23 protein-coding genes are annotated in these 25,821 nt (G+C 72.0%); 13 read left to right on the top strand and 10 right to left on the bottom strand.

Going from position 1 to position 25,821, the window contains the following annotated elements; all coding sequences use genetic code 11:
• Window positions 1-3: 3 nt before the first annotated feature.
• On the bottom strand, window positions 4-1,458 hold the full coding sequence (locus IF28_RS0123700; protein WP_030223878.1) for a sensor histidine kinase: 1,455 nt from the start codon (window positions 1,456-1,458) through the stop codon (window positions 4-6).
• Window positions 1,455-2,120, bottom strand: a complete 666-nt coding sequence (locus IF28_RS0123695) for a response regulator transcription factor (RefSeq protein WP_030223877.1) — start codon at window positions 2,118-2,120, stop codon at window positions 1,455-1,457. Before IF28_RS0123695 ends, IF28_RS0123700 begins: the two co-directional genes overlap by 4 nt.
• Before the next feature lie 115 nt (window positions 2,121-2,235).
• On the opposite strand from IF28_RS0123695, the gene IF28_RS0123690 reads away from it, so the two are divergent.
• Complete coding sequence (locus tag IF28_RS0123690) at window positions 2,236-2,913, top strand: PepSY domain-containing protein (RefSeq protein ID WP_030223875.1); 678 nt, start codon at window positions 2,236-2,238, stop codon at window positions 2,911-2,913.
• 141 nt (window positions 2,914-3,054) lie between these two features.
• On the opposite strand, the gene meaB is transcribed toward IF28_RS0123690, so the two are convergent.
• Window positions 3,055-4,023: a methylmalonyl Co-A mutase-associated GTPase MeaB gene (gene meaB, locus IF28_RS0123685; protein ID WP_030223872.1), complete on the bottom strand. Its 969-nt coding sequence runs from the start codon at window positions 4,021-4,023 to the stop codon at window positions 3,055-3,057.
• Between the two features lie 41 nt (window positions 4,024-4,064).
• A complete protein-coding gene (locus IF28_RS0123680; protein WP_078621369.1) occupies window positions 4,065-5,297 on the bottom strand; it encodes an acetyl-CoA C-acetyltransferase in 1,233 nt (410 codons plus the stop codon).
• Window positions 5,298-5,444: 147 nt separating this feature from the next.
• Between IF28_RS0123680 and mce the strand changes: the two genes are divergently transcribed.
• The 7 genes from mce (at window position 5,445) to IF28_RS0123645 (ending at window position 15,161) form a co-directional block, all read left to right on the top strand.
• Window positions 5,445-5,885, top strand: a complete 441-nt coding sequence (gene mce / locus IF28_RS0123675; protein WP_030223870.1) for a methylmalonyl-CoA epimerase — start codon at window positions 5,445-5,447, stop codon at window positions 5,883-5,885.
• Window positions 5,886-6,112: 227 nt separating this feature from the next.
• Entirely contained in the window at window positions 6,113-9,958 is a 3,846-nt protein-coding gene (gene scy / locus IF28_RS0123670; RefSeq protein WP_030223869.1) for a polarized growth protein Scy, read from the top strand.
• A 187-nt stretch (window positions 9,959-10,145) separates the two neighbouring features.
• Window positions 10,146-11,084: a cellulose-binding protein gene (locus IF28_RS0123665; RefSeq protein WP_030223867.1), complete on the top strand. Its 939-nt coding sequence runs from the start codon at window positions 10,146-10,148 to the stop codon at window positions 11,082-11,084.
• 72 nt (window positions 11,085-11,156) lie between these two features.
• Window positions 11,157-12,110 (top strand): ABC transporter ATP-binding protein, encoded by a 954-nt coding sequence (locus IF28_RS0123660; protein ID WP_030223865.1) that lies wholly within the window; start codon window positions 11,157-11,159, stop codon window positions 12,108-12,110.
• 2 nt (window positions 12,111-12,112) lie between these two features.
• Window positions 12,113-12,886 carry an ABC transporter permease gene (locus IF28_RS0123655; RefSeq protein ID WP_030223863.1) on the top strand — a complete coding sequence of 258 codons (774 nt, stop codon included), beginning with the start codon at window positions 12,113-12,115 and terminating at the stop codon, window positions 12,884-12,886.
• 161 nt (window positions 12,887-13,047) lie between these two features.
• Window positions 13,048-14,292 (top strand): ABC transporter ATP-binding protein, encoded by a 1,245-nt coding sequence (locus tag IF28_RS0123650; RefSeq protein WP_030223862.1) that lies wholly within the window; start codon window positions 13,048-13,050, stop codon window positions 14,290-14,292.
• Window positions 14,289-15,161: an ABC transporter permease subunit gene (locus IF28_RS0123645; protein ID WP_030223861.1), complete on the top strand. Its 873-nt coding sequence runs from the start codon at window positions 14,289-14,291 to the stop codon at window positions 15,159-15,161. Before IF28_RS0123650 ends, IF28_RS0123645 begins: the two co-directional genes overlap by 4 nt.
• Window positions 15,162-15,166: 5 nt before the next feature.
• Here IF28_RS0123645 and IF28_RS0123640 read toward each other — a convergent pair whose 3' ends face one another.
• Complete coding sequence (locus IF28_RS0123640; protein ID WP_030223860.1) at window positions 15,167-15,499, bottom strand: hypothetical protein; 333 nt, start codon at window positions 15,497-15,499, stop codon at window positions 15,167-15,169.
• Between the two features lie 245 nt (window positions 15,500-15,744).
• Here IF28_RS0123640 and IF28_RS0123635 point away from each other — a divergent pair, with 245 nt between their 5' ends.
• Window positions 15,745-16,773: an LLM class flavin-dependent oxidoreductase gene (locus IF28_RS0123635; protein ID WP_030223859.1), complete on the top strand. Its 1,029-nt coding sequence runs from the start codon at window positions 15,745-15,747 to the stop codon at window positions 16,771-16,773.
• An 88-nt stretch (window positions 16,774-16,861) separates the two neighbouring features.
• Here the strand turns inward: IF28_RS0123635 and IF28_RS0123630 are convergent, their stop codons facing one another.
• Entirely contained in the window at window positions 16,862-17,254 is a 393-nt protein-coding gene (locus tag IF28_RS0123630; RefSeq protein ID WP_030223857.1) for an SCO5389 family protein, read from the bottom strand.
• A gap of 300 nt (window positions 17,255-17,554) precedes the next feature.
• Here IF28_RS0123630 and nucS point away from each other — a divergent pair, with 300 nt between their 5' ends.
• A complete protein-coding gene (nucS, locus tag IF28_RS0123625) occupies window positions 17,555-18,226 on the top strand; it encodes an endonuclease NucS (RefSeq protein ID WP_030223856.1) in 672 nt (223 codons plus the stop codon).
• 66 nt (window positions 18,227-18,292) lie between these two features.
• Here the strand turns inward: nucS and IF28_RS0123620 are convergent, their stop codons facing one another.
• The 3 genes from IF28_RS0123620 to IF28_RS0123610 all read right to left on the bottom strand — a co-directional run bounded on the left by IF28_RS0123620 (window position 18,293) and on the right by IF28_RS0123610 (window position 22,457).
• Window positions 18,293-20,863 (bottom strand): ATP-binding protein, encoded by a 2,571-nt coding sequence (locus tag IF28_RS0123620; protein ID WP_030223855.1) that lies wholly within the window; start codon window positions 20,861-20,863, stop codon window positions 18,293-18,295.
• 263 nt (window positions 20,864-21,126) lie between these two features.
• Window positions 21,127-21,450, bottom strand: coding sequence for an STAS domain-containing protein (locus IF28_RS0123615; protein ID WP_030223853.1), 324 nt, complete (start codon window positions 21,448-21,450; stop codon window positions 21,127-21,129).
• Window positions 21,451-21,608: 158 nt separating this feature from the next.
• Window positions 21,609-22,457: a 3-hydroxyacyl-CoA dehydrogenase family protein gene (locus IF28_RS0123610; protein ID WP_030223851.1), complete on the bottom strand. Its 849-nt coding sequence runs from the start codon at window positions 22,455-22,457 to the stop codon at window positions 21,609-21,611.
• Between the two features lie 249 nt (window positions 22,458-22,706).
• Here IF28_RS0123610 and IF28_RS0123605 point away from each other — a divergent pair, with 249 nt between their 5' ends.
• Complete coding sequence (locus IF28_RS0123605) at window positions 22,707-23,366, top strand: maltokinase N-terminal cap-like domain-containing protein (protein WP_030223849.1); 660 nt, start codon at window positions 22,707-22,709, stop codon at window positions 23,364-23,366.
• A gap of 182 nt (window positions 23,367-23,548) precedes the next feature.
• Here IF28_RS0123605 and IF28_RS0123600 read toward each other — a convergent pair whose 3' ends face one another.
• Window positions 23,549-24,184: a TetR/AcrR family transcriptional regulator gene (locus IF28_RS0123600; RefSeq protein ID WP_030223847.1), complete on the bottom strand. Its 636-nt coding sequence runs from the start codon at window positions 24,182-24,184 to the stop codon at window positions 23,549-23,551.
• Window positions 24,185-24,275: 91 nt separating this feature from the next.
• Here IF28_RS0123600 and IF28_RS0123595 point away from each other — a divergent pair, with 91 nt between their 5' ends.
• On the top strand, window positions 24,276-25,058 hold the full coding sequence (locus tag IF28_RS0123595) for an ATP-binding cassette domain-containing protein (RefSeq protein ID WP_030223845.1): 783 nt from the start codon (window positions 24,276-24,278) through the stop codon (window positions 25,056-25,058).
• 10 nt (window positions 25,059-25,068) lie between these two features.
• Window positions 25,069-25,818, top strand: coding sequence for an ABC transporter permease (locus IF28_RS0123590; protein WP_030223843.1), 750 nt, complete (start codon window positions 25,069-25,071; stop codon window positions 25,816-25,818).
• The last annotated feature ends 3 nt before the right edge of the window (window positions 25,819-25,821 follow it).

Here is a 25,821-nt window from a genome sequence, read left to right as displayed (position 1 = left end):
CTCTCACCCGTCGAGCGGCAGGCGGAGTTCGAAGAGTGCTCCGCCGGCCGGCGCGGCACCCGCCGTGAGCGTCCCGCCGTGCCGTACGGCGACGTCCCTGGCGATCGCCAGCCCCAGTCCCGCGCCACCGTCGTCGCGGCTGCGGGCGGCGTCCAGCCGTACGAACCGTTCGAAGATCCGCTCCCGGTCGGCCTCGGCCACCCCGTCGCCGTCGTCGGCCACCGCGAGCACGGCCCAGGCGCCCTCCCGCCGTACGGTCACGGTGACCCGTTCGCGGGCGTGCCGGCGGGCGTTGTCCAGCAAGTTGGCGAGCACCCGGCCCAGTTGACCCCGTGAGCCGGACACCTCCGCGGGCTCCGCGTCCACCGTCACACCGGTACGGCCGGCCGACTCCTCGCGGGCCAGTGCGGCGAGGTCGACCCTGGCGTCGGCGGGGCGCTCCCCCGCGTCCAGGCGGGCGAGCAGCAGCAGGTCGGCGGCGAGGTGCTGGAGTCGTACGGTGTCCTCCACCGCGCCGTCCAGGTCGAGGAGTTCGGGGTGGGCCGCGGCCACCTCCAACTGGGTGCGCAGGGACGCGATCGGGCTGCGCAGTTCGTGGGAGGCGTCGGCGACGAAGCTGCGCTGGCGTTCCACGGAGGCCTCCAGCGCGGCGAGTGTCGCGTTGGTGGTGCGGGCGAGGCGGGCGATCTCGTCGTGGGTCGCCGGTTCGGGGACACGGCGGGAGAGGTCCTCGGAGGCGGTGATCGCCGCCATCTCGCTGCGGATGCCCTCCACCGGGCGCAGGGCGCGGCCCGTGACCAGCCAGGTCACGGCCCCGACGACCGCCAGGAGCAGCGGGAAGCCGATGAGCATCACCGTCAACGCGGTGCGTACGGCGCCGTGTTCGGCGGCCAGGGGGGCACCGGCGTACACGGTGAGACGGCCGTGGTCGGGGGTCCCGACCTCGACCGCGGCGAAGCGGTAGTCCTCGGTGTCGCCGTCGATGGTGGCCGTGCCGTTGCTGAAGGCCGGCTCGGTGGCGATCTCTCCGGGGGGCAGGGACTCGTCGGAGTCGTCGTCCGAGTCGGCGGAGTCGTCCGAGTCGTCGGAGTCGTCATCGTCGTCGTCATCGCCGGTCGGCTGTGGTGACGGTGCCGGCCGTGGTGTCACGTCCGGCGTCGCCGTGCCGGTGATCCGGTTCAGGTCCTCGCTGGCCGCGACCAGACGGCCGTCCTCGTCGACGATCTGCACCGGGCTGTCCTCGCCGTCCAGGCCCGACAGCTTGTCGTACGGCATCCGGGCGGCGAGTTCGGAGGCGACCGCCCGTGCGGAGCGTTCCGCCTGGGTGCCCGCCTCGCCGATCAGGTTGGAGCGCAGGGAGAGCAGTACGGCGGTGCCGGCCGCGACGAGGGCCACCGCTACGACGAGGGTGGCGCCGAGCGTCGCCCGTGCGCGGACCGAGCCGAACAGGCGGCTCACGGCGCCGTCTCCAGCCGGTAACCGGCGCCGCGCACGGTACGGATGAGCGCGGGGCGGAGCTTGCGGCGCAGGGCGCTGATGTAGACCTCGACGATGTTGGGGTCGCCCTCGTAGGCGAAGTCCCAGACGTGTTCGAGGATGTCGGCTTTCGACACCACCTCGCCGGCGCGCAGCACCAGGTGTTCCAGGACCGAGAACTCCTTCGCGGTCAGGGTCACCTCGTCCTCGTCCAGGAAGACGCGGCGGGCGGCCGTGTCCACCCTGAGGTCGCCGTGCACGTGGACGGGGGACGCCCCGGTGGTCGGCCTGCGGCGCAGCAGTGCCTTGATCCTCGCGACGAGGACGACGTACGAGAACGGCTTGGTGAGGTAGTCGTCGGCGCCCGTGTCCAGGCCCTCGGCCTCGTCGTACTCCCCGTCCTTCGCCGTGAGCATCAGGATCGGCACGTCGTGGCCGGCGGCGCGCAGGGCCGCGCAGACGCGGTAGCCGTTCAGGCCGGGCAGCATGATGTCGAGGATGAGGAGGTCGTACGTGCCCTCCGTGGCCCGGTGCAGGCCCTCGCGGCCGTCGTGGACGACGTCCACGGCGTAGCCCTCGGCGGTGAGGCCCTTGGCGAGGGAGATGGCGAGGCGTTTTTCGTCCTCCACGATCAGCAGGCGCATGCGCCAAGGGTCGCAAAGCGAGGCTGAAGATCACTTCAGGTGGGTTCAGGTTCCTCTCAGTGTTGGTCGGCGAGATTGAGGACGTCGAAAACGAAGCGACTCGGGAGGAACTCACATGAAGCGCAACATCGTGATCGCCGTCGTCACCGCCGCGGCCCTGGTCGGGGGCGGTACGGCGACAGCCATCGCGGTCTCGGGGGACGGCGACGGCGGGGCGACGCCGGTGGCGCTCGGCGAGCAGCGGGCGGGGGACGACGACGGGCGGGGGGACGACGACCGGGACGAGCGGGACGACCGGGACGACCGGGGGGATGACCAGGACGACCGGGGCGACGACGGGCGTGGCGACGACCGGGACGACCGTCCCGCCTCCGGTGATCTGACCGCCGCCGAGGCCATCGCCGCCGCGTTGCAGCACAAGCCGGGTACGGCCGTCTCCGCCGAGCTGGACGACGGGGCCTGGGAGGTCGACGTCCTCGGTGGTGGGGACACCTGGCACAGCGTGTGGATCGACCCGGCCACCGGGAAGGTCCTCGGCGCCGAGCGGGACGACGAGGACGACGCCGACGAGGTGCGGGCGGCGTTGAAGGGGACCTCGGTGACGGCCGAGCAGGCCGCGGAGGCGGCGGCGGCCGAGGGGGTCGTGACGTCGGTGGAGCTGGACGACGACGATGAGCGGGGGTGGGAGGCCGAGACCCGGACCGCCCGCGGGGGCGGCGACCGGGAGTGGCGGGTGAACCCGGACAGCGGCAAGGTCTCGGCCGACCGGGGCGACGACTCCGACGACGACTGAGGGTGGGCGTCGGGGGTTCTTCGCCCCCGCCGCCCCTTCCCGTCCCGTCCCCGGGGCTGCGCCCCGGACCCCCATCGGCCCTGAACGGGCCTCGTCCTCAAACGCCGGACGGGCTGGAGACGGCCCCTTCGGACCTCGTCCTCAGATGCCGGACGGGCTATCGGTCAGGCCCCGCACCAGTTCGTCCGCCGCCCTGTACGGGTCCAGGTCCCCCGTGATGATGCGCTCCGCGAGCGCGTCCAGGCGGCGGTCGCCGTGGAGGTCTCCGATGCGTTCGCGCAGGGCCGTCACCGCGATCGTCTCGACCTCTCGGGATGCCCGGGCCAGGCGGCGTTCCGTGAGGACGCCGCCCGCCTCCATCCACGCGCGGTGCTTCTCCAGGGCCTCGACCACCTCGTCGATGCCCTCCGCGCGGGCCGCGACCGTCTTCACGATCGGGGGGCGCCAGTCGCCGGGGGCGCGGGATTCGCCCAGGCCGAGCATGTGGTTCAGTTCGCGGGCCGTCGCGTCGGCGCCGTCACGGTCGGCCTTGTTGACGACGTAGACGTCGCCGATCTCCAGGATCCCGGCCTTCGCCGCCTGGATGCCGTCACCCATCCCGGGGGCCAGGAGCACCACCGAGGTGTCGGCCTGGGAGGCGATCTCCACCTCCGACTGTCCTACGCCGACCGTCTCCACCAGGATCACCTCGCAGCCCGCCGCGTCCAGGACGCGGATGGCCTGCGGAGCCGCCCAGGCGAGTCCGCCCAGGTGGCCGCGCGTCGCCATGGAACGGATGTAGACGCCCGGGTCGGAGGCGTGCTCCGACATGCGGACGCGGTCGCCGAGCAGGGCCCCGCCGGAGAAGGGGGAGGACGGGTCAACCGCGAGGACGCCGACCCGCTTGCCCTGTTTGCGGTACGCGGTCACCAGGGCGGAGGTGGAGGTGGACTTGCCTACGCCCGGGGAGCCGGTGAGGCCCACCACGTACGCGTTGCCCGTCAGTGGCGCCAGTGCCGCCATGACCTCCCTGAGCTGCGGGGACGCCCCCTCCACCAGGGAGATCAGCCGGGCCACGGCCCGTGGCCTGCCTTCCCTGGCCTGGGCGACCAGCGAGGAGACGTCCTGCATCACAGCTCCGTTCACGAGAGGAAAAACAGCAAAGAAGGCGGTCAGGCCTTCGGTACCCGCACGATCAGCGCGTCGCCCTGGCCGCCGCCGCCGCACAGCGCCGCCGCGCCCACGCCGCCGCCGCGCCGCTTCAGCTCCAGCGCCAGATGCAGGACGAGCCGGGCGCCGGACATCCCGATCGGGTGACCGAGGGCGATCGCACCCCCGTTGACGTTCACCTTTTCGGCGGAAACACCCAAGTCCTTCATTGACTGCACGGCGACGGCCGCGAAGGCCTCGTTGATCTCGATGAGGTCCAGGTCGGAGACCTCCAGGCCCTCCTTCTTCAGCGCGTGCCGGATCGCGTTGGACGGCTGCGACTGGAGGGAGTTGTCGGGGCCGGCCACATTGCCGTGGGCGCCGATCTCGGCGATCCAGTCCAGGCCCAGCTCCAGCGCCTTGGCCTTGCTCATCACGACCACGGCGGCCGCGCCGTCCGAGATCTGCGAGGAGGTGCCCGCGGTGATCGTGCCGTCCTTGGTGAAGGCCGGGCGCAGCCTGCCGAGCGACTCGGCCGTGGTGTCGCCGCGGATGCCCTCGTCCTTGCTGAACAGGATCGGGTCGCCCTTGCGCTGCGGGATCTCGACCGGGGTGATCTCGGCCTCGTAGACGCCGTTCTTCTGGGCGGCGGCGGCCCGCTGGTGGGAGAGGGCGGCGATCTCGTCCTGCTCGGGGCGGGCGATACCGAGGCGCGTGTTGTGCTTCTCGGTGGACTCGCCCATCGCGATGTTCTCGAAGGGGTCGGTCAGACCGTCGTACGCCATCGCGTCGAGCATCTGCACCGCGCCGTACTTGAAGCCCTCGCGGGACTTCGGCAGCAGGTGCGGGGCGTTGGTCATGGACTCCTGGCCGCCGGCGACGATCACGTCGAACTCACCGGCGCGGATCAGCTGGTCGGCGAGCGCGATGGCGTCGAGGCCGGACAGACAGACCTTGTTGACGGTGAGCGCCGGGACGTTCATCGGGATGCCGGCCTTGACGGCGGCCTGGCGGGCCGGGATCTGGCCGGCGCCGGCCTGGAGCACCTGGCCCATGATCACGTACTGGACCTGGTCGCCGCCGATCCCCGCGCGGTCGAGGGCGGCCTTGATCGCGAAGCCGCCGAGGTCGGCACCGGAGAAGGACTTCAGTGAGCCGAGCAGCCGCCCCATGGGGGTGCGGGCGCCCGCCACGATGACGGAGGTCGTGCCGTTCGATGCGGAAGGTGCGGAGGATGCTGAAGATGCGGAGGTCATGAGCTGCGATCCCCTTCCGGCTGCACAGCCGAGGAGTGAACGAGGGTTTACTTCGAATGTACTGACGTGCGGCGGACCACGTCATCGTCCTTTCGGTGTGATCGCGCGCACGTTGCGTAACCACCGCGGGAGCGCTGCACTGAATCCATGCTGACGCGAATCGACCACATCGGGATCGCCTGCTTCGACCTCGACGCGACCGTCGAGTTCTACCGGGCCACGTACGGCTTCGAGGTGTTCCACTCCGAGGTCAACGAGGAGCAGGGCGTCCGCGAGGCCATGCTCAAGATCAACGACACCTCGGACGGCGGCGCCTCCTACCTCCAGCTCCTCGAGCCGACCCGGGACGACTCGACCGTCGCCAAGTGGCTGGCGAAGAACGGCGAGGGCGTCCACCACATCGCCTTCGGTACGGCGGATGTGGACGCGGAGGCGGCCGGGATCAAGGACAAGGGCGTACGCGTTCTGTACGAAGAGCCCCGGCGCGGCTCCATGGGGTCACGAATCACCTTCCTGCACCCCAAGGACTGCCATGGCGTACTGACAGAACTGGTCACTTCGGCGCCTGTTGAGTCATCCGAGCACTGACCCACGTACATAAGGGCCGGTAGGGTTGGGTCCGGTCGCCGCTCGATGCGTGGTGACCGTCCCGCCGTCTTTGGCGGCGGGATCGCCGGGGTCCGGGTTTCGGGGGGCGAGCGCGGGGCGGCAGCCCATGCTCAGCCGTTGATCTGACACCATTCCCCGGGGGCCCCGTTCGGCGGGTGGACGGAGCTCGGTGAGACTTGCGACCAGGGGACGGATGGGACCGCGCAGTGCGGGGCTACGAGAGCCAGGAGCGAGAGCCGGCGGCTGACGTCGACCACCTCTCTCGGTTCGAAGCCGAGATGAAGCGGCTGAAGACCGAGCGGGAAAAGGCGATCCAGCACGCCGAGGACCTCGGCTACCAGGTTGAGGTGCTGCGCGCCAAGCTGCACGAGGCGCGCCGCACCATCATGTCCCGGCCCGCCTACGACGGCGGTGACCTCGGCTACCAGGCGGAGCAGTTGCTGCGCAACGCCCAGGTGCAGGCCGACCAGCTCCGCGCGGACGCCGAGCGGGAGCTGAGCCAGGCGCGGGCGCAGACCCAGCGGATCCTCCAGGAGCACGCGGAGCAGGCGGCCCGGCTCCAGGCGGAGCTGCACCAGGAGGCGGTGAACCGGCGCCAGCAGCTCGACCAGGAGCTGGCGGAGCGCAGGCAGACCGTCGAATCGCATGTCAACGAGAACGTGGCGTGGGCGGAGCAGTTGCGCGCCCGCACCGAGCAGCAGGCCCGCCGTCTGCTCGACGAGTCCCGCGCGGAGACCGAGCAGGCGATGGCCGCCGCCCGCGCGGAGGCCGAGCGGCTGACGGCCGAGGCGCGGCAGCGGCTGCAGAGCGAGGCCGAGTCGGCCCGCTCGGAGGCCGAGCAGATCCTGCGCCGGGCCCGCGCGGACGCGGAGCGGCTGCTGAACGCGGCGTCGACGCAGGCGCAGGAGGCCACCGACCACGCGGAGCAGCTGCGGTCGTCGACGGTCAGCGAGTCGGATTCCGCGCGCCGTCAGGCGCAGGAGCTCGGCCGGGCCGCCGAGGAGCGGATGTCCGCGGCCGAGACGGCGCTGCGCGAGGCCCGCGCGGAGGCGGAGAAGGTGCTCGCCGAGGCGAAGGAGTCCGCCGCGAAGGCGCTCTCCTCCGCCGAGTCGGCCAACGAGACCCGTACGCGCACCGCCAAGGAGCAGGTGGCGCGGCTGGTCAGCGAGGCGACCAAGGAGGCGGAGACCACCAAGGCGGACGCCGAGCAACTGGTCGCCGACGCCCGTGCGGAGGCCGAGAAGATCGTCGCCGAGGCCTCCGAGAAGGCCCGCACGATCACCGCGGAGGAGTCCGCGACGCAGCTGTCCAAGGCGGCCAAGACCGCCGAGGACGTGCTCAACAAGGCGTCGGAGGAGGCCAAGCAGACCACCAGGGCGGCGTCCGAGGAGGCCGAGCGGATCCGCCGGGAGGCCGAGGCCGAGGCGGACCGGCTGCGTGCCGAGGCGCACGACATCTCCGAGCAGCTCAAGGGTGCGGCGAAGGACGACACCAAGGAGTACCGCGCCAAGACGGTCGAGCTGCAGGAGGAGGCGCGCCGGCTGCGCGGCGAGGCCGAGCAGCTGCGCGCCGACGCGGTCGCCGAGGGCGAGAAGATCCGCGCGGAGGCCCGCAAGGAGGCCGTGGCGCAGATCGAGGAGGCGGCCAGGTCCGCCGAGGAGCTGCTCGCCAAGGCGAAGGCGGACGCGGACGAACTGCGGTCCACCGCGCAGACGGACAGCGAGAAGGTCCGCACGGAGGCCATCGAGCGCGCCACGACGCTGCGCCGGCAGGCCGAGGAGACGCTGGAGCGCACCCGTCAGGAGGCCGAGCGGCACCGCGCGGAGGCCGTCGAGCAGTCCGACGCGCTCAAGGAGGACGCCGAGCGGGCCGCGCGCGAGCTGCGCGAGGAGACCGAGCGGGCCGTCGAGGCCCGGCGCGAGGAGGCCGCGGGTGAGCTGACGCGGCTGCACACGGAGGCCGAGGAGCGGCTGGCCGCCGCCGAGCGGGCGCTCGGCGAGGCACGCGAGGAGGCCGTCCGGATCCGCCGGGAGGCGTCCGAGGAGAACGAGCGGCTGCGCGCCGAGGCCGCCGAGCGGATCCGTACGCTGCGGGAGCAGGCGGAGACGGAGGCCGAGCGGCTGCGTGACGAGGCCGCCGCCGACGCGTCGGCGTCCCGCGCCGAGGGCGAGTCCGTCGCCGTACGGCTGCGGTCGGAGGCCGCGGCGGAGGCGGAGCGGCTGAAGTCGGAGGCGCAGGACAGCGCCGACCGGATGCGGGCGGAGGCGCAGGCCGCCGCCGAGCGGATCGGTGCGGAGGCGTCGGAGACGCTGGCCGCCGCGCAGGAGGAGGCCGCCCGCCGGCGCCGCGAGGCCGAGGAACTCCTCGGCGCGGCCCGCAGCGAGGCCGGCCAGGAGCGCGAGCGGGCCCGCGAGCAGAGCGAGGAGCTGCTGGCGTCGGCGCGCAAGCGTGTGGAGGAGGCGCAGGCCGAGGCCGTACGGCTGGTCGAGGAGGCGGACCGGCGCGCCACGGAGATGGTGTCGGCGGCCGAGCAGCACGCCCAGCAGGTACGGGACTCCGTCGCCGGGCTGCACGAGCAGGCGCAGGAGGAGATCACCGGGCTGCGGTCCGCCGCCGAGCATGTGGCGGAGCGGACGCGGCGCGAGGCCGAGGAGGAGGCGGACCGGGTCCGCTCCGACGCCTACGCGGAACGGGAGCGGGCGAGCGAGGACGCGGGCCGGCTGCGGCGCGAGGCGCAGGAGGAGACGGAGGCCGCGAGGGCGCTGGCCGAGCGGACGGTGTCCGAGGCCATCACGGAGGCCGACCGGATCCGCGCGGATGTGTCCGACCACGCCCAGCGGGTGCGTACGGAGGCGTCGGACGCGATCGCCGAGGCGGAGCAGCAGGCGTCGCGTACCCGGGCGGAGGCCCGTGAGGACGCCAACCGGATCCGTTCGGACGCGGCGACGCAGGCGGACACCCTCATCACGGAGGCGCGCGGCGAGGCGGAGCGGCTCACCGACGAGACCGTCACCGAGGCGGACCGGGTCCGCGCGGACTCGGTGTCCAAGGCGGAGAAACTGATCGCGGACGCGACCGGGGACGCGGAGCGGCTGCGGGCCGAGGCCGCGGAGACGGTGGGCTCGGCGCAGCAGCACGCGGAGCGGATCCGCCGGGAGTCCGAGCGGCTCAAGGCCGACGCGGAGTCGGCGGCCGACCACCTGGTGTCCACCGCGCGCACGGAGGCCGAGCGGACCCTGGACGAGGCCCGCAAGGAGGCCAACAAGCGGCGTTCCGAGGCGGCCGAGCAGGTCGACACGCTCATCACGGAGACCACCGCCGAGGCGGACAAGCTGCTCACCGAGGCGCAGCAGCAGGCGCAGAAGACGACGGCGGACGCCGAGGCGCAGGCGGACACCATGGTCGGAGCGGCCCGCAGCGAGGCCGACCGGCTGGTGGGCGAGGCGACGGTCGAGGGCAACTCGCGGGTGGAGAAGGCCCGTACGGACGCGGACGAGCTGCTGGTCGGCGCGCGCCGGGACGCGACCCAGATCCGGGAGCGGGCGGAGGAGCTGCGCGACCGGATCACCGGTGAGATCGAGGAGCTGCACGCGCGGGCCCGCCGTGAGGCGGCGGAGACGATGAAGTCGACGGGCGACCGCTGCGACGCGCTGATCAAGGCCGCCGAGGAGCAGCTCGCCAAGGCGGAGGCGAAGTCCAAGGAGATCGTGTCCGAGGCCAACTCCGAGGCCGGCAAGGTGCGGATCGCCGCGGTGAAGAAGGCCGAGGCGCTGCTGAAGGAGGCCGAGCAGAAGAAGGCCAGCCTGGTGAAGGAGGCCGAGGAGCTGCGGGCCGAGGCGGTGCAGGAGGCGCGGCGCACGGTCGAGGAGGGCAAGCGCGAGCTGGAGGTGCTGGTGCGGCGCCGCGAGGACATCAACGCGGAGATCTCGCGTGTGCAGGATGTCCTGGAGGCGCTGGAGTCCTTCGAGGCACCCGGCGGTGCCAAGGACAACGGGGTCAAGGCGGGTGCGACGGTCGGCGCTCCCCGTACGGGTGGCAAGTCGGGGGAATAATTGGCAAAGCGGACCAAATCCCCTGTACGGTGAGGGCTTTGATCATGGCTTTGGCAAGCTTTCCCACGGCGAGCCACTCAAAAGGGGTGTCATTCTCCGTATCAAACGTGCATCCGCTCGATGACACAGCGCTTTCGCCCCTAGGATTCCACCTATCACCTCACCGGTCTCATTCGACAGGAACCCCATGAGCGACACTTCCCCCTACGGCTTCGAGCTTGTGCGGCGTGGATACGACCGCGCTCAGGTGGACGAACGTATCTCCAAGCTCGTCTCCGACCGTGACAGCGCTCTCACCCGCATCACCGCTCTGGAAAAGCGCATCGAAGAGCTCCACCTCGAGACTCAGAACGCCCAGGCACAGGTCAACGACGCGGAGCCGTCGTACGCCGGCCTGGGTGCGCGGGTGGAGAAGATCCTCCGCCTCGCCGAGGAGGAGGCGAAGGACCTGCGCGAGGAGGCCCGGCGCGCGGCGGAGCAGCACCGCGAGCTCGCCGAGTCGGCCGCCCAGCAGGTGCGTAACGACGCCGAGTCGTACGCCGCCGAGCGCAAGTCGAAGGCGGAGGACGAGGGCGTCCGGATCGTCGAGAAGGCCCAGGGCGAGGCGTCGCAGCTGCGTTCCGACGCGCAGAGGGATGCCCAGTCCAAGCGCGAGGAGGCGGACGCCCTCTTCGAGGAGACCCGCGCCAAGGCCGCACAGGCCGCCGCGGACTTCGAGACGAACCTCGCCAAGCGCCGCGAGCAGTCCGAGCGCGATCTCGCGTCGCGTCAGCAGAAGGCCGAGAAGCGTCTCGCGGAGATCGAGCACCGCGCGGAGCAGCTGCGGCTGGAGGCTGAGAAGCTGCGCACCGACGCCGAGCGCCGGGCCCGCCAGACGGTGGAGACCGCCCAGCGTCAGGCGGAGGACATCGTGGCCGACGCCAACGCCAAGGCCGACCGGATCCGTTCGGAATCCGAGCGTGAGCTCGCGGCGCTGACCAACCGCCGCGACTCGATCAACGCCCAGCTGACGAACGTGCGCGAGATGCTGGCGACGCTCACCGGTGCCGCGGTGGCCGCGACCGGCGCTCCCGCCACCGAGGACGAGCCGGTGTCCCGCGGGGTTCCGGCCCAGCAGTCGCGGTAACGGCTGAAGCAGGAGCTGAGCCCTCTGCCACCTGCGGTGGCAGAGGGCTTTGTCCCGTTCTAGCGTGGCCGCATGATCGAGCTCGAGGGGCTGACCAAGCGGTACGGCGAGAAGGTGGCGGTCAGGGATCTGACGTTCACCGTCCGGCCGGGCATCGTGACGGGCTTCCTCGGTCCGAACGGCGCGGGCAAGTCGACCACGATGCGGATGATCCTGGGCCTGGACCACCCGACCGCCGGTGATGTGCGGATCGACGGCACGCACTACGACCGGCTCCAGGACCCGCTGACGTACATCGGCGCCCTGCTCGAGGCGAAGGGCGTGCATCCGGGCCGCAGCGCCTACAACCATCTGCTGTGTCTCGCGCAGAGCAACGGCATCCCGGAGCGCCGGGTGCACGAGGTGCTGGACGCGGTCGGGCTGACGGCGGTGGCGCGGAAGAAGGCCAAGGGGTTCTCGCTCGGTATGGGCCAGCGGCTCGGCATCGCGGCGGCGCTGCTGGGCGACCCGCGGATCATGATGTTCGACGAGCCGGTCAACGGCCTCGACCCCGAGGGCATCCACTGGATCCGTACGCTGATGAAGTCCCTCGCCGCGCAGGGCCGTACGGTCTTCGTCTCCTCCCATCTGATGAGCGAGATGGCGCTGACCGCCGAGCATCTCGTCGTCATCGGGCAGGGCCGGCTGCTCGCCGACACCTCGATGGCCGACTTCATCGCCCGCAACTCACGTTCGTACGTACGGGTGCGCAGCCCGCAGCGTGAACTGCTCCTCGACGTGCTGCACCAGGCGGGGATCACCGCCGTGGAGAGCGGTGACGGAACGCTGGAGGTGGACGGCTGGGAGGCGGAGCGGATCGGAGAGCTGGCGGCCCGCGAGCAGGTGGTGCTGCACGAGCTGAGCCCGCAGCGGGCCTCCCTGGAGGAGGCGTTCATGCGGCTGACCGCGGAGTCGGTGGAGTACCACGCGCACACCGGCACCCCCGCGCCCGTCCAGGCGTGGGGCGACGGCTGGAAGAGGGGCTGAGCATGGCGGCGGCACAGGTCGTCCGGTCCGAGTGGACCAAGATCCGGTCGGTGGCATCCACGATGTGGACGCTCTCCCTGGCGGTGGTCGTGACCATCGCCCTCGGCATGCTGATCTCGGCGCTGTCGAGGAACGAGTTCGACGGCATGAGCACCCGGGACCGGCTCTCCTTCGACCCGACGTTCATCAGCTTCGCCGGGATGGGTCTCGGCCAGCTCGCGATGATCGTGTTCGGGGTGCTGGTGGTGTCGAACGAGTACAGCACCGGCATGATCCGCGCCTCCCTCGCGGCCGTGCCCCGGCGCGGCACGTTTCTGCTGAGCAAGCTGGCGGTGGCCACCGCGCTCGCCCTGGCGGTCTCCATGGCGACCAGCTTCGCCGCGTTCTTCCTGGGCCAGGCGATGCTCGGCGAGCACAAGGCGTCGATCGGGGACGACGGGGTACTGCGGGCGGTCCTCGGGGGCGGCCTCTACATGACACTGATCGCGCTGTTCTCGATGGGGGTCGCCGCGATGCTGCGCTCCCCCATGCTGTCGCTGGGCATCCTGATGCCGTTCTTCTTCCTGATCTCCAACATCCTCGGCAACGTCGACGCCACCAAGAAGGTCGGACAGTTCCTGCCCGACCAGGCCGGGAGCAAGATCATGCAGGTGGTGACGCCGCTGGACGACGACACCCCGTACGGGCCCTGGGGCGGCCTCGGCATCATGGTGCTGTGGGTGATCGCGGCGGTCGTCGGCGGTTACGTACTGCTGAAGCGGCGCGACGCGCAGTGAGGCGCGTGTGACGGCCGGCGCGGAGACGCGACGGCCCGCGCATGACCGGGCGGGACCGGTTTTTACCTCGGCTTGAGCGGAACCGTCAGTGCCTCGATAAGCTCCTAACTCTTACGGGGGCGTGTGCCCCGCTGTCCTGAACCTTTCGATGGGTGCGGAGCATGATCGAGGCAGTCGGCCTGACCAAGCGGTACGGCGACAAGACCGCTGTGTACAACCTCTCCTTCCAGGTGCGGCCCGGCGCCGTCACCGGCTTCCTGGGCCCCAACGGCTCGGGCAAGTCGACGACGATGCGGATGATCCTCGGCCTCGACAACCCCAGTGCGGGTCAGGTCACGATCGGCGGCTACCCGTACCGCAAGCTGCCCAACGCCCCGCGCCAGGTGGGCGCGCTGCTCGACGCCAAGGCGGTGCACGGCGGCCGGTCGGCCCGCAGCCATCTGCTGAGCCTGGCGCAGCTGTCGGGCATCCCGGCCCGGCGGGTGGACGAGGTGCTGGGCGTGGTGGGCCTGCACGAGGTGGCGGGCAGACGGTCCAAGGGCTTCTCGCTCGGTATGGGCCAGCGGCTCGGCATCGCCGCCGCGCTGCTCGGCGACCCCCAGGTGCTGCTGTTCGACGAGCCGGTCAACGGCCTCGACCCCGAGGGCATCCTCTGGGTGCGCAACCTGATGAAGGCGCTGGCCGCCGAGGGCCGTACGGTCTTCGTCTCCTCCCATCTGATGAGCGAGATGGCGCTGACCGCCGACCACCTCATCGTCATCGGGCGCGGACAGCTGCTCGCCGACATGAGCGTCACGGACTTCATCTCCGCCAACTCCGCCGACTTCGCGCGCGTGCGCACGCCCGACACCGAGCCGCAGCAGCGCGAGAAGCTGTCCGCCGCGATCACCGAGGCCGGCGGCCATGTGCTGCCGGAGCAGGACGGCGGGCTGCGGGTGACGGGACTGCCGCTGCCGCGCATCAGCGACATCGCCCACGACGCCGACGTACGGCTGTGGGAGCTGTCGCCGCACCAGGCGTCGCTGGAGGAGGCGTACATGCGGATGACGCAGGGCGCCGTCGACTACCGGTCGACCACCGACCAGAAGGCGGGGCTCCAGCAGCCGCTGCCGCCCGGCGCGCAGCCGCCGATGCCCGTTCCGGGCCAGGGCCAGCCCGGCTGGTACGCCCCGCCGCCGCCCCAGCAGGGCGGCCAGCCCTTCCCCGCGCCGCAGGCCGTACCCGTCCAGGCCCCCGCGGGCCCCTACGGTGGCGCCGTGCCGGCCCCCGGTGCCCCGGCGCCGAACCCGTACGCGCAGCCCGCCCCGCAGGCGCCCCAGGCGCCGCCCGCCCCGGCTCCGGCGGCCCCTCCCGTGCCGCCGACCGCTCCCGCCGCCGACCTGACCAAGCCCGAGGACGCCCGATGAGCACGCCCCCGCCCCCGATGCCGCAGACCGCCGCACCCGACTGGCAGGCGGCGCCCGGCTCCCCGTACCCGACCTACACCTCGCCGATCCCCGTCGTGCGTACGCACCTGGGGCACGCGCTCGCCTCCGAGTGGACGAAGATCAAGTCGGTGCGCTCCACCCTGTGGACGCTGGGTGTGTTCGCCCTGCTGGTCCTCGGCATCGGCACGCTGACCGGTCTGATCGTGTCCAGCTCCGAATCGGACGTGGGCGGCGAGAGTCCGCTGGCGCTCGGCTTCTTCGGACTGCTGCTGGGCACCATGTGCATCATCACGCTGGGCGTGCTGACCACGGCCTCCGAGTACGGCACCGGCATGATCCGCACCACGATGGTCGCCTGCCCCTCGCGCGGACGGGTGCTCCTGGCGAAGGCCCTGGTGTTCTTCGTGCTGGCCTTCGTGGTGACGCTGGTCTGCGCCTCCCTGGTCGGGTTCCTGCACGTGGCGATGCTGGAGGGCAACAACGCGGGCGACCCCTCCGGCGAGGAGTGGCTGAAGGGCACCCTCGGCGTCTCGCTCTATCTGGCCCTGCTCGGCACGCTGTCGCTGGCGATCGGCTCGATCATCCGGCACTCCGCCGGTGCCATCACCATCATGATCGGCGCCGTGCTCGCCCCGCTGGTCATCGCGCTGTTCATGTTCTCGTCCTCGCTCCAGGACGTGCAGCAGGCGCTGTTCGAGTACTCCATCCCGAACCAGATGAGCATCTTCTACGCCAACTCGCTGTCCGAGTCCGGCCCTTCGGGCTGGGACCCGCTGTGGATCATGCTGGTCGCCACGGCGGCCGCGCTCGCCGGCGCCTTCGTCCTCCAGGAGCGGCGGGACGTGTAACCGGTTCAGAACTTCGGCGCGTTACGGGACCGCTGCACCCGCGTGGTGCGGCGGTCCTTCGCGTTCCAGCACGCCTTGTGCCAGTGCCGGCGCTCGTCGACGCCCGAGTGCTCCGGCCAGGCCACCAGATGCGGCACCCCGTCCGGGATCAACTGGTCGCAGCCGGGGCAGCGGTAGGCCTTGCCCTGGGCGCTGGCCCCCGCCACGTGCCGCACGCTCCACTCGTCACCCTGCCAGCTCTCCGTCGACTGCCAGCCGCCGTAACGGCCGGAACGGTCGTCCTCGGCGCTCCGGCCGGACGAACCGGATCCCTTGGCTCGGTTGCGACGCGGGGACACGGGACACCTCACGGGGCTATACAGGATGCTGGGGCCGCGTCCAGCCTACGCGGCGCGCGCGGGGGTACGCGTACGGAACCAATCGACACAAGTTCCCTCCGTGGCGGCGCGGCCCGCACCCCCCGAGCGGCACATTCTGCAGACAATCCGCAAAATCCCCCGCCCGGCCGTGTCCTCGGCACGTGTCGGGCGGTTATGCCCTGCGGGGGAGCTCCGCGTCGGAGCCAAGGAAGCAGGAAAGAGCAATGCGCGTTGGAAGTTTCGTGTTGGCCGCCCGGTTCCCCGGGCAGGGCGAGGGGGAGGCGCTGCACCGCGCGGTCCGCTCGGCCGAGGTCGCCGAGGAGGCGGGGCTCGACACGGTCTGGCTGGCCGAGCACCACTTCGTGCCGTACGGCACCTGCCCGTCCGCCATCACCCTGGCCGCCCTGCTGCTCGGCCGCACCCGCCGGCTGCGCGTCGGTACGGCGGTGAGCGTGCTGCCCACCGTCCACCCCGTCGCCCTCGGCGAGCAGGCCGCGCTGCTGCACATCACCAGCGGCGGCCGTTTCACGCTGGGCCTCGGCCGCGGCGGGCCCTGGGTCGATCTGGAGGTGTTCGGGGCCGGTCTGGAGGCGTACGAGAAGGGGTTCCCGGAATCACTCGATCTGCTGGTGCGCTGGCTGCGGGAACCGTCCGTCGGGGCCGCCGGCGAGCGGTTCCGGTTCCGCGAGGTGCCCGTCGTCCCCCGCCCCTCGGAGGCCCTGGACGAGGCCGAGGGCCCGGAGGTCGTGCTCGCCTGCACCTCCCCGGCGAGCGTACGGCTGGCCGCCGAGCGCGGACTGCCGATGCTCCTCGGCATGCACATCGGGGACGAGGAGAAGGCCGAGATGGTCTCCCTGTGGAAGCGGCACGCGCGCGCGTGCGGGCGTCCGGCGCGGGAGATCCACCGTGCGGCCCATGTCTCGGCCGGTGTCTGCCAGATCGCGGACCGGCGCACGGACGCGGCGGAGATCCTGACGAAGGCGATGCCCGGCTGGCTGCGGCAGGGCCTGGAGGCGCATGTCACGGTGGACGGGCGGCAGCGCCGGATGCGCGACCCGCTGGCGTACACCGAACTCCTCTGCGGGCTGCACCCGGTGGGCCCGCCGCGGCTGTGCGCCGACCGGCTCGCCGCGACCAGCGAGCGGACCGGCATCTCCCGCTTCGCCCTGCTCGTCGAGGGTTCCGGCGATCTGGCGGCGACGGAGGAGAACGTACGGCGCCTCGGGACCGAGGTGCTCCCCCAACTCGGCTGAGCGAGCCGGGGGCCGATCGACAGGCTTGCCGCCCCGGTACTTCGACGCACCTCCCGCGTGCGGAGCGGCAAGCGAACGATGGAGCGCGTCAGCAGTCGCGCAGCTCGGGCGACTGGTTGAGTATCTGAGCGCGCACCGAGGTGAAGCGGGCGTGCCTCTCGTCGACCGTGGAGTCGAGCGGGAACACCGCCACCCGGTGGCAGTTCTGGAAGGCCAGCCGCACACCGAAGTGCCGTTGCAGCGCGCCGCGTATCGCGTCACTCGCGAGCGCACGCAGCAGCTGTCCGCGCGCCTGCTCGTCCGGCGGGGGCGTCTGGTTGTCGGCGAAGTCTCCGCCGTCCACCTTCAGCTGGGCCACCAGGGAGCTGATCATCTCCCACGCGAAGGGCAGGGAGGTCCGGACGCAGTCGACGAATTCCGCTTCGTCGACCTCGCCTCGCTCGGCCTGTTCGAGTAGGGCCGGTGAGACGTCGAGCGACATGGGTTCTCCTCTCGCACCCCCAACGATCAGGGGTTGCCTGACAGATATAGGGAGTGCGCGATATTGGACACGCTGCGTACACAGTTCGCGACCTCCCGTTCAATACCGTAAGCAACGGACGGTGACGGCACCAGGCGAATGCCCGGATGCGGGACTTCCTGTGGGCCGGTATCCGGCCATCGCCGAACACGCGTTTTCCAGGAGATTCAGGACGTGTCCCGAGGGGCCCGCGGGGCGGGTGCGACGGCCGTCGGAGGGCGGATCGCATCGACCCCCGCCGGTCGAGTAGCGTTGCCGACCATGCGTCTCGTCATTGCCCGCTGCTCCGTGGACTACGCCGGGCGGCTCACCGCGCACCTGCCGTCGGCACCCCGTCTCATCCTGGTCAAGGCGGACGGCAGCGTCTCGATCCATGCCGACGACCGGGCCTACAAGCCCCTGAACTGGATGTCGCCGCCCTGCACGCTGAAGGAGGGCTCGGGCGACGAGGAAGGCGTCTGGACCGTCGTCAACAAGGCGGGCGAGAAACTCATCATCACGATGGAGGAGGTTCTCCACGACTCCTCGCACGAACTGGGCGTCGACCCGGGCCTGATCAAGGACGGCGTGGAAGCGCACCTCCAGGAACTGCTCGCCGACCGCATCGAGACCCTCGGCGAGGGCTACACCCTCATCCGCCGCGAGTACATGACCGCGATCGGTCCGGTCGACATCCTGTGCCGGGACGCCGAGGGGCGGACCGTCGCGGTGGAGATCAAGCGGCGCGGTGAGATCGACGGCGTGGAACAGCTCACGCGCTACCTGGAACTGCTGAACCGCGATCCCCATCTCGCCCCCGTGCGGGGCGTCTTCGCCGCGCAGGAGATCAAGCCGCAGGCCCGGGTCCTCGCGACCGACCGGGGCATCGGCTGCCAGGTCCTCGACTACGACGCGATGCGCGGCATCGAGGACGACAAGCTGCGGCTGTTCTGAGTTCCGCCGGTACGACGACGAGGGCCGGGTTCCTTTCGGGACCCGGCCCTCGGACGTGCGCGGGGGTCAGATGATCTGCTCCGGGTCGTCGGGGGTGCCGGTGCCGGTGCCGGTGCCGGTGCCGGCGCTCGCCGGGGCGCTCGCCGGGGCGCTCGCGTCGGACTCCACGGGGGAGGCCGGGGCGGAGTCGCTCGCGGAGTTGGTGGGCGGCTGCTCCGGGGTGGTGGGATCGTCCGTCGGCGTCGTGGGATCCCCGGTCGGCGTCGACGGGTCGTCGGTCGGGTCGTCCGTCGGATCGTCCGTCGGGTCGTCGGTCGGGTCCGGGGACGAGGGCGAACCCGTGTTCGTGGGCTTCTTCGTCGGCGACTTCGTCGGATCGTCCGGCTGCTTCGTGCCGCTCGGTCCGTCCGACGGCTCCCCCGACTCACCGGCCGTCGGCGTCGGGTCGTCGGACGTGCCCACGGTGCCGTCCGGGCCCGGGTCGGTCGGCCGGCTGGTTGCCTCACCGGTGTCGCCCTCGTCGCCGGCCGCCGGGTCGGCGTCGAGGCCGCCGTCGTCGACGCCCTGGCTGGAGGACGGGTTGACGCCCACGTTCTCGGACGGGGTGCCGGCGTCGTTCTCCGACGTGGCGCCCAGGGTGACCACCGTGCCCAGCACGGCGACGAGCAGCGCGCCCGCGCCGGCCGCGACCAGATTGCGCTTGGCGAGCCCCTTGAGACCGCCGCCCGCCTTGGCAGAGGACGACGAGGGTGACGACGACGGCGTGTACGCGACCGGCATCGTGTGGCTGACGAGCATGCCGGTGTCGGCCGGCGGCTGCAGGTCCGGGAACGCCGTCGGCACCCCGCGCGGCGGTGCGGCGGGCTCCTCGAACCGCTCCTCGGGCAGCTCGTCCGCGGCCGTCGCCATCAGCGCGAGCGGCATGCCGGAGCGGTCGGCGACGAGGGCGAGCGCACGGCGGCCGGCGACGGTGCCGCGTTTGTCGGCGAGGGCGCCGCGCAGCCCGATGGACGCCTCCAGTTCGGCGCGCGCCCGGTCGAGCCGGCCGGAGCACAGCGCGTGGATGCCGAGTTCGTGGTGGAAGTAGGCCTGTTCACCCACGTCCCCGGCGAGCCGTGCGGCCTCCGCACCGGCCCGCAGTACCCGCTCCCAGGCGCTCCAGCGCAGACCGGCGGCGAACGCGGGCGCGGCGGACCGGGCCAGCTTGACGGCCGTGCTCTCCTCGCCCTCGGCGCCGGCGGTGGTGAGCGGTGACAGCAGGGTGAGCGCGGCGAGTACGGCGTCGGCCTCGGCGCAGACGCGTTCCGGGGTGACCGAGGGGTGCCCGGTCCACCAGGCGTAGTGCTGGGCGGCAGCGCGGGCCTGCTCGTCGGCGTCGTCGGCGTACCCGGCGGCCTCCAGCTGGGCCGGCACCCCGGCGGCCAGCCGGTAGCGGGTGCCGACGGCGGAGACCAGTCCGCAGGCGGCCAGTTCGCCGAGTGCGGCGTCGGCGTGGGTGTCGCCCACCAGGGCGGGCAGATGCGCCTGGTGGGGCACCTCGCCGCCGAGGGCGACGGCGAACCGCAGGGTGGCGCGGGCGGAGGCGCTGAGCCTGGCGGCGAGCAGCGGGGCGGGTGCGGCCGCCTCGCCGAGCGAGGGCAGCGGCACCTCCTCGCCGTCCTCGGGGTCGTAGGCCGACTCGTCGGGCCGTACGTCCTCGAAGACGCCGAGTTCGTCGACGGCTCCGGTGCCGGCCCGCAGCCGGTCGCGCTGCCGCAGCAGGGCGCCGGCCTGGACGAAGCGCAGCGGCAGGCCCTCGGACTCGAACCAGAGGTCGCCGGCCCAGTTGGACTCGTCCTCGGTGAGGCTCCGGCCGACGGCGTGCTCGAGCAGGTCGAGGCTGTCGGCGCGGTCGAGGCCGGGGAGGGCGACCTCCTCGATGCCGGCGTCGGCGGTCGGCTCGGGCACGTCCGGGGTGGCGGCGAGCAGGAACGCGCACTCGGGGGTGGCGTCGAGCAGCTCGTCGAGGGCGGTGCCGCCGAACTCCAGGTCGTCGAGGACGACGACGGCGCCGATCGCACCGACGAGGGCGACGAGTTCGTCCCGTTCGGGGCGGTGCCGGGGGGCGTCGTAGACCGCGTAGAAGAGGTCGTGGAGCAGGTCGTCGGCGGTGCGGCGCAGGCCGTCGAGGCGGACGACGCCGTCGGGGGCGAGGTCCGCGCAGTCCTCGGCGACGATGTCGAGGAGCCGGGTGCGTCCGGAGCCCGCGGGGCCGGTGAGGCGTACGGAGCGGCCGCGGGCGAGCAGCCGGACCAGCTTCTCGCGCTCGTCCTGGCGGGCCAGCAGCGGCAGCGTGGCCGGGGCGGGGCCCGGCGGGACGGGCGGCCTGGCGGCCTGTTCCACCTCGGCGCGCTCGGTCTCGGTCCGCTTCTCGGGGCGGGCCGGCCGTTCGGCGGGCGGGCAGGGTTCGATCTCGCTGCCGTCGACGGGGTTGACGGTCAGCAGGAAGTCGCCGGAGACGATCCGCACCGTGCGGACGAGCGCGGGCGCGTGCTGTCCGAAGTCGGACGTGAGGGATTCCCGGGGCGGACGCTGGCGCGGTGCGGCGCCATCACCTTCGTGGCCGTACTCCCCGGGTCCCGTGCTGTTCGGGTCCATAGGTCCTAGCCCCCCAAAAGCGTCGTGTGGTGGAAGCCCCTCCCGGCCTCGTCGCACACCGCGCTGTCGCATCCGGTCCGGGCCCGCTCAGGGTTTGCAGGGCAGCAGGCAGCCGAACCCTAAACCTTCGGTCAGTATCTACGACAGTCCGGGGTACCGGGCGGCCCGAGAGGTCACGTTCTCGTGAGGATTGTGCGCGCGTCGCACGGTTCGCCGAGGTCGGCCCGGGTTTTCGCCGGCGGTCCGGCGTATCCCGTACGGGCTCATACGCGGGGCAGTGTGTCCACCCCGATGCCCCCCTCGATCGCCAGGATCCGGTGCAGCCGGGTGGCCACCAACAGGCGCTGCATCTGCGGCGGTACGTCCCGCAGTACCAGGCGCCGGCCGCAGCGGCCGGCCCGTCGGTGGGCTCCCATGATCACGCCCAGTCCGGTGGCGTCCCAGGAGTCCAGATCGGACAGGTCCAGCACCAGGTCGCCGGCTCCGTCGTCGACGGCCGAGTGCAGGACCGTACGGGCGTCCGCCGCGCTGCGGACGTCGAGGCGGCCCCCGACGACCAGCTCGGCGTGGTCGCCCCTGATGTACATATGCGTCTCCCCGATATGCGTGTCGTGCTCCGCGGTGTCTTCTCATGGCCGGTGGTGCAACCTCTGACGGCGTGGTGACGGCAGAGGTTGCTGCCTGTAAGCGAACCGATACCGAATTCACCCCGGCGTGTGATGCGTGCCGGGGTGGGGGTGCGGTGTCAGTGCTTGTAGAAGCCCTGCCCGCTCTTGCGGCCGATGTCACCGGCGTCAACCATCCGGCGCATCAGCTCGGGAGCGGCGAACTTCTCGTCCTGGGACTCGGTGTAGATGTTGGACGTGGCGTGCAGCAGGATGTCCACGCCCGTCAGGTCGGCGGTGGCCAGCGGTCCCATCGCGTGGCCGAAGCCCAGCTTGCAGGCGAGGTCGATGTCCTCGGCGCTCGCCACACCCGACTCGTACAGCTTGGCGGCCTCGACGACGAGGGCGCTGATCAGGCGGGTGGTGACGAAGCCGGCGACATCGCGGTTGACGACGATGCAGGTCTTGCCGACGGACTCGGCGAACTCCCGCGCCCTGGCGAGGGTTTCGTCGCTGGTCTTGTAGCCGCGGACCAGTTCGCACAGCTGCATCATCGGGACCGGCGAGAAGAAGTGCGCGCCGACGACCCGCTCCGGGCGCTCCGTCACGGCCGCGATCTTGGTGATCGGGATGGCGGAGGTGTTGGAGGCGAGTACGGCGTCGTCCCGCACGATCTTGTCGAGGGCGCGGAAGATGTCGTGCTTGACCTCGAGCTTCTCGAACACGGCCTCGACCACGACGTCCGCGTCGGCGCAGGCGTCCAGGTCGGTGGTCGGGGTGATCCGGGCGAGGGCGGCGTCGGCGTCGTGCGCCTCCAGCCTGCCCTTGCTCACGAACTTGTCGTACGACGCCTTGATGCCGTCGGTGCCGCGCGTGAGCGCCTCGTCGGTGACGTCCCGCAGGACGACGTCCCAGCCCGCCTGAGCGGAGACCTGGGCGATGCCGGACCCCATGAGACCGGCTCCGATGACGGCGAGCTTGCGTGCCACTGTGCGACTCCCCTGATACGCGCTGTCGTTGTTCTCTACGGGCGGACATTAGCGGGCGTCAGGGTTTCTGTGACTGACTTAGTAACGCGTTTCACGTCTCACGGAGTGAGACTCCCGTCACGTCCCGCATCCTGCGGCGCCGGTCGGGTGCGCCGCGCCCACCCGCCTTGCGGAAGCGGAGGGTTGCGGGCCCCCGCGAATGCCAGGGTAGGAGGGCCGGTGACCGCCCGATCAGAGGAGAGCCGACCGATGGCCGTGATCCACCGCACCACCATGGAACCCACCAAGCTGGAGCTGCTGGCCCCTTGGCTTCCGTCGCGGCCCTGGTACCACGGGGACGCGCGGGGGCCGCGGCTGTCCAGGGCCGGCGGTTTCCGCCTCGACGACCCGAAGGGCGAGGTCGGCATCGAGTTCATGATCGTCACCGATGAGTCCGGCGCGCGGCCGGAGGCCTATCTGGTGCCGGTCACCTACCGGGGCGCTCCGCTCGACGGGGCGGAGCACGCCCTCATCGGCACCTCGGAGCACGGGGTGCTGGGCCGGCGCTGGGTCTACGACGGCTGTCACGACCCGGTGGCCGTCGCCGAGTTGGCGGCGCTGGTCGAGGGCCGGGCCGAGGCCCAGGCGCAGAGCGTCAGCGACACGCCCGACGAGGAGGTCACACGGGCCTGCGCCGGTGAGCTCACGGTCCCGGCGGACCTCACCGCCGTGGACACCCCGGAGCACACCGAGCTGTCGGCGCCGGACGGCACGGCGCTGCGGGTCCTGCGCACGCTGCGTCCGGCCCCGGAGGGCGTGCCGCTGCCGGAGCCGGGGGCGGCGGGGCATGTGGCCGGGGTGTGGGAGCTGCCCGACGGCACCCGCGCGCGGGGGCTGTTGTGCGTGCTGCACACCACTCCGCCGGTGTAGGGGCGTTCGGCGGATCGCGGCCGGCCCGCACGGCGTGGGCGGCACGCGAACCACGGCGGGCCCGCACCCGCACGGCGTGGGCGGTACCGGGGCCTCGTAGCCCGCACGGCCTGGGCGGTGCCGCCTGCTCCCGCGCCCGCGCAGCGTGGGCGGCGCCCCGGCCGCCGGTGCCGTAGGCCGGTTCAGCCGCGTACCGCGTACCCGAGCACCCGGTCGCTGAGCAGTTCCTCGATGTCGTCGACCAGGACGAGCATCTCGCGCGAGACATCGGCCGGTGCGCGGCCCTTGAGCATCTCCCGGCCGATCGCGGCGAACACGGTGCCGTGGATCCAGCAGATCTGACCCGCCACCAGCCCCGGCAGGGGATCCTCGGGGGCGGCGCCCGTCTCCTCCCGGAGCACCGCCTCCAGGTTGTCCTGGACCTCCTGCTGCACACTCCACAGCCGGGACCGCAGCTGCGGTGAGTCGTGGATGACCCGCATGAAGCGGTCGTAGCCCTCCATCAGGCCGACCCGGGGTGACACCGCCTCGACGTCGGCGCGCAGTTCGCGCAGTACGGCGCGGGCGGCCGACTCTCCCGTGTCCCTCCCCCGGACCCAGCGGGCGAGCAGGTCGACGACGCCGCTGGAGCGGTCGAAGAAGAGGTCCTCCTTGGCGGGGAAGTAGTTGTAGACCGTGTTCACGGACACGTCGGCGGCCTCCGCCACCTCCGCCATCGTCACGGTCACGAAGCCGTGCTCCAGGAACAGTCCGGTGGCGATGTCCGAGATCCGCTGCCTGGTCTCGCGCTTCTTCCGCTCCCTGAGGCCCTCTGTCATGCCTCTCATCGTAGGTCGGACCGGTGATCGCTGGGCTCACTGAAATTTTGGAGTCGTTGCAAAATTTCAGTGACTCTGTTTTTCTGGGGTCATGGCAATCATCAGTACGGCCGGACTGGCCCGTACCTTCCAGACCAAGCGCGGCCCGGTGGAGGCCGTGAGCGGGATCGATCTCGCCGTCCACGAGGGGGAGATCCTGGGCTTCCTCGGGCCCAACGGCGCCGGGAAGACCACCACCCTGCGGATGCTCACCACCCTGCTCGCCCCCTCCGGCGGCGCGGCCACCGTCGCCGGTCACGACCTCGCGACCGATCCGGGCGGGGTACGGCGGGCCTGCGGCTATGTGGCGCAGTCCGGCGGGGTCGACACACAGATCACGGTGCGGGAGGAGCTGGTCACCCAGGGCCGGCTGTACCGGCTCGACCGGGCACGGGCCGCCGAGCGCGCCGAGGAGCTGGCCCGCGACCTGGACCTGACCGAGCTGCTCGACCGCAAGTGCGCCGCGCTCTCCGGCGGCCAGCGGCGCCGGCTGGACATCGCGATGGCGCTCACCCACCGCCCCAAGGTGCTCTTCCTGGACGAGCCGACGACCGGTCTCGACCCCCGCAGCCGCGCCGGCCTGTGGGACCTGGTGCGCCGGCTGCGCGACGAGCACGGCACCACCGTGTTCCTGACCACCCACTACCTCGACGAGGCGGACGCGCTCGCGGACCGGCTGGTCGTCGTCGACCGGGGCGTGGTCGTGGCCGAGGGCACCCCGGCCGCCCTGAAGCTGGAGTACGGCGGCTCGGCCGACGCCTCGCTCCAGGACACCTTCCTCGCCATCACCGGCCGCGGTGCGACACCGGCCGACACCGCCCCCGTAGCCGTATAGGACTCCCACGATGCTGTTCCACGACACCGCGCTCATCTACGGGCGCTATCTGCGCCAGTCCCTGCGCTCCCGTTTCGCACTGCTCTTCGGCGTGCTGATGCCGCTGCTGTACCTGCTGTTCTTCGGCCCCCTGCTGACCGATCTGCCGCTCGGCGGGAAGGGCAGTTCCTGGCAGCTCCTCGTGCCCGGACTGCTGCTGCAACTCGGCCTGTTCGGGGCCTCGTTCGCCGGATTCACCATCATCATCGAGAAGGGGCAGGGGGTGGTCGAGCGGATGCGGGTCACGCCGGTGAGCCGGCTCGCCCTGCTGCTCGGCCGGGTCCTGCGGGACGCCACCGTGTTCGTCTTCCAGGCGGTGCTGCTGGTGCTGGCGGCGGTGGTGATGGGGCTGCGGGCACCACTGGCCGGTGTGCTGATCGGCTTCGTCTTCGTCGCCCTGCTGACCGCGTCCCTGGCCGCACTGTCGTACGCGCTCGCCATGCGGGTCGAGACCCCGCAGGGTTTCGGGCCGACGATCAACGCGCTGACCATGCCGTCGATGCTGCTGTCGGGCCTCATGCTCCCGATGACACTCGGTCCGGCGTGGCTGGACGTCCTCTCCCACCTGATGCCGTTCCGCTACCTGGTCGACGCGGTGCGGGACGCTTACGTCGGCTCCTACGCGACGGCCCACATGCTGTACGGCTCGATCGTCGCCGTCGCCCTCACGATCCTCGCCGTGACAGTGGGCACACGGGTCTTCCGGACCGCCGGAGCGTAACTA

The sequence above is a fragment of the Streptomyces sp. NRRL WC-3626 genome (assembly GCF_000718785.1).
In the GTDB taxonomy this organism is placed as follows: domain Bacteria; phylum Actinomycetota; class Actinomycetes; order Streptomycetales; family Streptomycetaceae; genus Streptomyces; species Streptomyces edwardsiae.
This window is presented reverse-complemented; position numbering and strand designations above follow the sequence as displayed.

Bases quoted from the DNA above. Each gene is read 5' to 3' on its own strand.
- IF28_RS0123655 (WP_030223863.1), top strand. From the start codon at position 12,113: ATGGCGGCGGCACAGGTCGTCCGGTCCGAGTGGACCAAGATCCGGTCG.
- IF28_RS0123645 (WP_030223861.1), top strand. From the start codon at position 14,289: ATGAGCACGCCCCCGCCCCCGATGCCGCAGACCGCCGCACCCGACTGG.
- IF28_RS0123600 (WP_030223847.1), bottom strand. From the start codon at position 24,184: ATGACAGAGGGCCTCAGGGAGCGGAAGAAGCGCGAGACCAGGCAGCGG.
- IF28_RS0123695 (WP_030223877.1), bottom strand. From the start codon at position 2,120: ATGCGCCTGCTGATCGTGGAGGACGAAAAACGCCTCGCCATCTCCCTC.
- IF28_RS0123665 (WP_030223867.1), top strand. From the start codon at position 10,146: ATGAGCGACACTTCCCCCTACGGCTTCGAGCTTGTGCGGCGTGGATAC.
- IF28_RS0123635 (WP_030223859.1), top strand. From the start codon at position 15,745: ATGCGCGTTGGAAGTTTCGTGTTGGCCGCCCGGTTCCCCGGGCAGGGC.
- IF28_RS0123660 (WP_030223865.1), top strand. From the start codon at position 11,157: ATGATCGAGCTCGAGGGGCTGACCAAGCGGTACGGCGAGAAGGTGGCG.
- IF28_RS0123650 (WP_030223862.1), top strand. From the start codon at position 13,048: ATGATCGAGGCAGTCGGCCTGACCAAGCGGTACGGCGACAAGACCGCT.
- IF28_RS0123630 (WP_030223857.1), bottom strand. From the start codon at position 17,254: ATGTCGCTCGACGTCTCACCGGCCCTACTCGAACAGGCCGAGCGAGGC.
- mce (WP_030223870.1), top strand. From the start codon at position 5,445: ATGCTGACGCGAATCGACCACATCGGGATCGCCTGCTTCGACCTCGAC.
- IF28_RS0123595 (WP_030223845.1), top strand. From the start codon at position 24,276: ATGGCAATCATCAGTACGGCCGGACTGGCCCGTACCTTCCAGACCAAG.
- IF28_RS0123590 (WP_030223843.1), top strand. From the start codon at position 25,069: ATGCTGTTCCACGACACCGCGCTCATCTACGGGCGCTATCTGCGCCAG.
- IF28_RS0123690 (WP_030223875.1), top strand. From the start codon at position 2,236: ATGAAGCGCAACATCGTGATCGCCGTCGTCACCGCCGCGGCCCTGGTC.
- IF28_RS0123605 (WP_030223849.1), top strand. From the start codon at position 22,707: ATGGCCGTGATCCACCGCACCACCATGGAACCCACCAAGCTGGAGCTG.
- IF28_RS0123680 (WP_078621369.1), bottom strand. From the start codon at position 5,297: ATGACCTCCGCATCTTCAGCATCCTCCGCACCTTCCGCATCGAACGGC.
- nucS (WP_030223856.1), top strand. From the start codon at position 17,555: ATGCGTCTCGTCATTGCCCGCTGCTCCGTGGACTACGCCGGGCGGCTC.
- IF28_RS0123615 (WP_030223853.1), bottom strand. From the start codon at position 21,450: ATGTACATCAGGGGCGACCACGCCGAGCTGGTCGTCGGGGGCCGCCTC.
- meaB (WP_030223872.1), bottom strand. From the start codon at position 4,023: ATGCAGGACGTCTCCTCGCTGGTCGCCCAGGCCAGGGAAGGCAGGCCA.
- IF28_RS0123620 (WP_030223855.1), bottom strand. From the start codon at position 20,863: ATGGACCCGAACAGCACGGGACCCGGGGAGTACGGCCACGAAGGTGAT.